This is a genomic window from Pseudomonas sp. SDO55104_S430, assembly GCF_054070595.1.
In genome coordinates this window covers 1-4141 of sequence record NZ_JBSVXG010000352.1, presented here as the reverse complement: position 1 = coordinate 4141, position 4141 = coordinate 1, and the positions used below count along the sequence as shown (strand labels likewise).

The 4141-nt window shown below is 64.9% G+C and carries 3 protein-coding genes; all 3 read left to right on the top strand.

All coding sequences use genetic code 11. The annotated features are described in order from the left end of the window. The first annotated feature begins 108 nt into the window (after nt 1-108). The 3 genes from dgcB to etfB are packed head-to-tail and all read left to right on the top strand — an operon-like array spanning nt 109 to nt 4061. Nucleotides 109-2055 (top strand): dimethylglycine demethylation protein DgcB, encoded by a 1947-nt coding sequence (gene dgcB / locus ACW9JE_RS29195; RefSeq protein WP_457434737.1) that lies wholly within the window; start codon nt 109-111, stop codon nt 2053-2055. Then, the gene (gene etfA / locus ACW9JE_RS29190) at nt 2055-3275 is read left to right on the top strand and encodes an electron transfer flavoprotein subunit alpha (RefSeq protein ID WP_224539314.1); all 1221 of its coding nucleotides are present in this window, start codon (nt 2055-2057) and stop codon (nt 3273-3275) included. The genes dgcB and etfA overlap by 1 nt, the downstream gene beginning before the upstream one ends. A gap of 15 nt (nt 3276-3290) precedes the next feature. Further along, nucleotides 3291-4061, top strand: a complete 771-nt coding sequence (etfB, locus tag ACW9JE_RS29185) for an electron transfer flavoprotein subunit beta (RefSeq protein WP_457434736.1) — start codon at nt 3291-3293, stop codon at nt 4059-4061. Nucleotides 4062-4141: the final 80 nt, after the last annotated feature.

Genomic DNA, 4141 nt, shown 5'->3' with positions numbered 1-4141 from the left:
GTCGGCTGATCTATCGCCTTCGCGGGCAAGCCTCGCTCCTACAGGGAATCAGGCAAGGCATCCAGGTAGTTTGGCCTGCAAGACCCTGCGGTCTTTGGGAGCTTCACCATGTTGAACACCCTTCTTCCAATCCTGTTGTTCGCCGCTCTGGGCCTCGCGGTTCTCGGCGCTCTGCGGCGGGTGGCCATGTGGCGTCGGGGCCGGGCCTCGAAGGTCGATCTGATCGGCGGCCTGTTCGCCATGCCCAAGCGCTACATGGTCGATCTGCACCATGTTGTCGCGCGGGACAAATACATCGCCAACACCCACGTGGCCACGGCCGGTGGCGCGGTGGCGTCCATCGTGCTGGCGATCCTGGTGCACGGTTTCGGCCTGCATAACCGCATCCTCGGCTACGCGCTGCTGCTGATGTCGGCGGTGATGTTCGTTGGCGCCATCTTCGTTTACCTGCGTCGTCGCAATCCGCCTTCGCGCCTGTCGAAAGGCCCGTGGATGCGCCTGCCGAAAAGCCTGCTGGCGTTCTCTGCCTCGTTCTTCCTGCTGACTCTGCCGGTGGCTGGAATCCTGCCGGAAAACTTCGGCGGCTGGCTGCTCGCGGCGATCCTCGGCATTGGCGTGCTGTGGGGCGTGTCGGAACTGTTCTTCGGTATGACCTGGGGCGGCCCGATGAAGCACGCCTTCGCCGGTGCCCTGCACCTGGCCTGGCACCGCCGTTCCGAGCGTTTCGGCGGTGGTCGTTCCACCGGTTTGAAGCCGCTGGACCTGAATGACCCGGCTGCACCGCTGGGCGTGGAAAAACCCAAGGATTTCACCTGGAACCAACTGCTCGGCTTCGATGCCTGCGTGCAGTGCGGCAAGTGCGAAGCCGCGTGCCCGGCCTTTGCCGCCGGCCAGCCGCTGAACCCGAAAAAACTCATCCAGGACATGGTCGTCGGCCTGGCCGGCGGCAGCGATGCCAAGTTCGCCGGCAGTCCGTATCCAGGCAAGCCGATCGGCGAACACAGCGGCAACCCGCATCAACCGATCGTCAACGGTCTGGTGGATGCTGAAACCCTGTGGTCCTGCACCACCTGCCGTGCCTGCGTCGAGGAATGCCCGATGATGATCGAGCACGTCGATGCCATCGTCGACATGCGTCGCCATCTGACCCTGGAAAAAGGCGCGACCCCGAACAAGGGCGCCGAAGTCCTGGAAAACCTGATCGCCACCGACAACCCCGGCGGTTTCGCCCCGGGTGGACGGATGAACTGGGCGGCGGACCTCAACCTCAATCTCATGAGCGAAAAGAAGTCCACCGACGTGCTGTTCTGGGTTGGCGACGGTGCTTTCGACATGCGCAACCAGCGCACCCTGCGTGCCTTCGTCAAAGTACTCAAGGCGGCGAAAATCGACTTCGCCGTGCTGGGCCTCGAAGAACGCGACAGCGGTGACGTGGCCCGTCGTCTGGGCGACGAAGCGACCTTCCAGCTGCTGGCCAAGCGCAACATTCAGACCCTGGCCAAATACAGTTTCAACCGCATCGTCACTTGCGATCCGCACAGCTTCCACGTGCTGAAAAACGAGTACGGCGCGTTCGATGGCAACTACCTGGTGCAGCACCACAGCACCTACATGGCGGAAATCATCGACGCGGGCGCCTTGAGCCTCGGCCAGCACAAGGGCGACAGCGTGACCTATCACGATCCGTGCTACCTGGGCCGCTACAACGGCGAATACGAGGCGCCGCGTCAGGTACTGCGCGCCCTCGGCATCGAGGTCAAGGAAATGCAGCGCTCCGGTTTCCGCTCGCGCTGCTGCGGCGGTGGTGGCGGTGCGCCGATCACCGACATTCCCGGCAAGCAGCGTATTCCCGACATGCGTATGGAAGACATCCGCGAGACGGGCGCCGAACTGGTGGCCGTGGGTTGCCCACAGTGCACCGCGATGCTCGAAGGTGTGGTCGAACCCCGGCCGTTGATCAAGGACATTGCCGAACTGGTGGCTGACGCGCTGCTTGAAGAAGATGCGCCGAAGTCCGCCTCGGCGACCAAACGCGAACCTGCGGAGGTGCACTGATGAGCGACATTATCCGCCGCGACCCCCGCGCCGAATGGATCGCCCGTAACCGGCTGCATCCGCTGCACGCAGCCATGCAACCGGCGCAACACAGCTGGATGGGGCCCAACGGCGTGATCCGAAAGAACCTCCACGGCATCGGTTTCATCGGGCCGAACGGGATCAAGCGTATCGACCGCAGCGGCGCGCAACAGGGCGGGACGGCCAAGCGCTCGGCCGCCGTTGAAGTGCAGTTGCCGCTGCATCAGGTGGCGCAACCTGCGTTCTACATCAGCGTGGTGCCGGACATGGTCGGTGGCCGCTTGAGCAGCCACGACCGCGACTTGCTGGGCCTGGCCCATCAGCTGGCCGGCAAGGACGGCGCGGTGCTGGCGGTGGTCTTCGGCGAGCACAAGGAAAACGCCTTTGCCACGGCGGGCGTCGACCGCCTGCTGGTGCTGGAAGGCGAAGAATTCAGCGGTTATGCACCGGAGCAACGGGTCCAGGGCCTGCGGGCTGTGGATAACCAGTTCAATCCACGGCACTGGCTGCTGCCGGACAGCCGCACCGGTGGCGGCGAACTGGGCCGCCGTTTTGCCGCGGCCCTGGGCGAACGCCCGGCCACACGGGTCTGGCAGGTCAAGGACGAGACCTGTACGGGTCGTGCCGGTGCCGGTCTGCAGGATTTGGCCCGGCCGCTGGCGCGCTTGATCCTGGGCGCCGTCGAATGCGCCGAGCCGGTCAGCGAGACCCGTCACGAAGCATTGCCGGTGGAGTTATCCACAGCCGTCGCGCGCAGTTTGTCGCGCATCGAGGATCTGGGCGCGGTGGCTGTGGACCCGGCAGCGATTCCCATGGCCGAAGCGGAGTTCATCTTCTCCGGCGGCAACGGGGTCAAGGACTGGGACCTGTTCCACCAGACTGCCGCGGCGCTGGGCGCCACCGAAGGCGCGTCCCGGGTGGCGGTGGACGACGGCTTCATGGGCCGCGACCGTCAGGTCGGCGCGTCCGGTACCTGGGTCACTGCGCGGGTCTATGTGGCGGTTGGGATTTCCGGGGCGATCCAGCACCTGCAGGGCATCGGCGCCTGCGACAAGGTGGTGGCGATCAACCTCGACCCTGGCTGCGACATGATCAAACGGGCCGACCTGTCGGTGATCGGCGAGAGCGCCGAGATTCTTCGAGCCTTGATCGCGGCGGTAGAGGCTTACCGCAACGACGCCAAGCGCGATGCGGCTTAAGGGAAGGAAAGGGTTATGAGCACGAAAATCATCAGCCTGGTGTCCATCGGCGCCCACCCGACTTCCGGTCGTCCGCGTCGCGCGGAACAGGATGCGCGGGCGGTGGAACTGGGTCTGCAACTGGCTGGGGATAACTTGCAGGTGCTGCATGCCGGCGACGTCGCCGAGCCTGCGCTGCGGGCTTATCTGGGCATGGGCCTGGAACAGCTGCACGTGCTGGAACAGCCCGAGGGCGCCGATGCGCTGCCGGCGCTGACCAGTTACTTGCGCGATGCCGGTGCCCAGGTGGTGCTGACCGGTAGCCAGGCGGAAACCGGCGAGGGCTCGGGCATGCTGCCGTTCCTGCTGGCCGAAGGTCTGGGCTGGCCGCTGGTGGTGGGTCTGGCTCAGGTTGAATCCATCGACGGCGGTTCGGCGCTGGTGCTGCAAGCCTTGCCTCGTGGTCAGCGGCGTCGGCTCAAAGTACGCCTGCCGTTCCTCGCGACTGTGGATAACGCCGCGCCGAAACCACGCCAGAGTGCCTACGGCCCGGCCCGACGCGGGGTATTGCAGGCCAATGATGTGGTAGTGGTGGACGATGAATTGCTGGCGGTGGCGACCCTGCAACCAGCCAAGCCACGGCCCAAGCGCCTGAAGGTGATCAAGGCCAAGAGCGGCGCCGACCGCATGAAAGCGGCAACGGCCAAGGCCAGTGGCGGTGGCGGGCAAGTGCTCAAGGGCGCGACTGCGCAGGCGGGGGCTGAGGCGATTCTCAAGTTGCTGGTTGAGGAAGGCGTGGTTCGCTGATTTTCATTTATCCACAGATCAAAATGTGGGAGCGGGCTTGCTCGCGAAAGCGGTGTGTCAGCTACATCTTGGGTGACTGA

Excerpts from the sequence above, each read along its gene's own strand:
- dgcB (WP_457434737.1), top strand. The coding sequence starts at position 109 with ATGTTGAACACCCTTCTTCCAATCCTGTTGTTCGCCGCTCTGGGCCTC.
- etfA (WP_224539314.1), top strand. The coding sequence starts at position 2,055 with ATGAGCGACATTATCCGCCGCGACCCCCGCGCCGAATGGATCGCCCGT.
- etfB (WP_457434736.1), top strand. The coding sequence starts at position 3,291 with ATGAGCACGAAAATCATCAGCCTGGTGTCCATCGGCGCCCACCCGACT.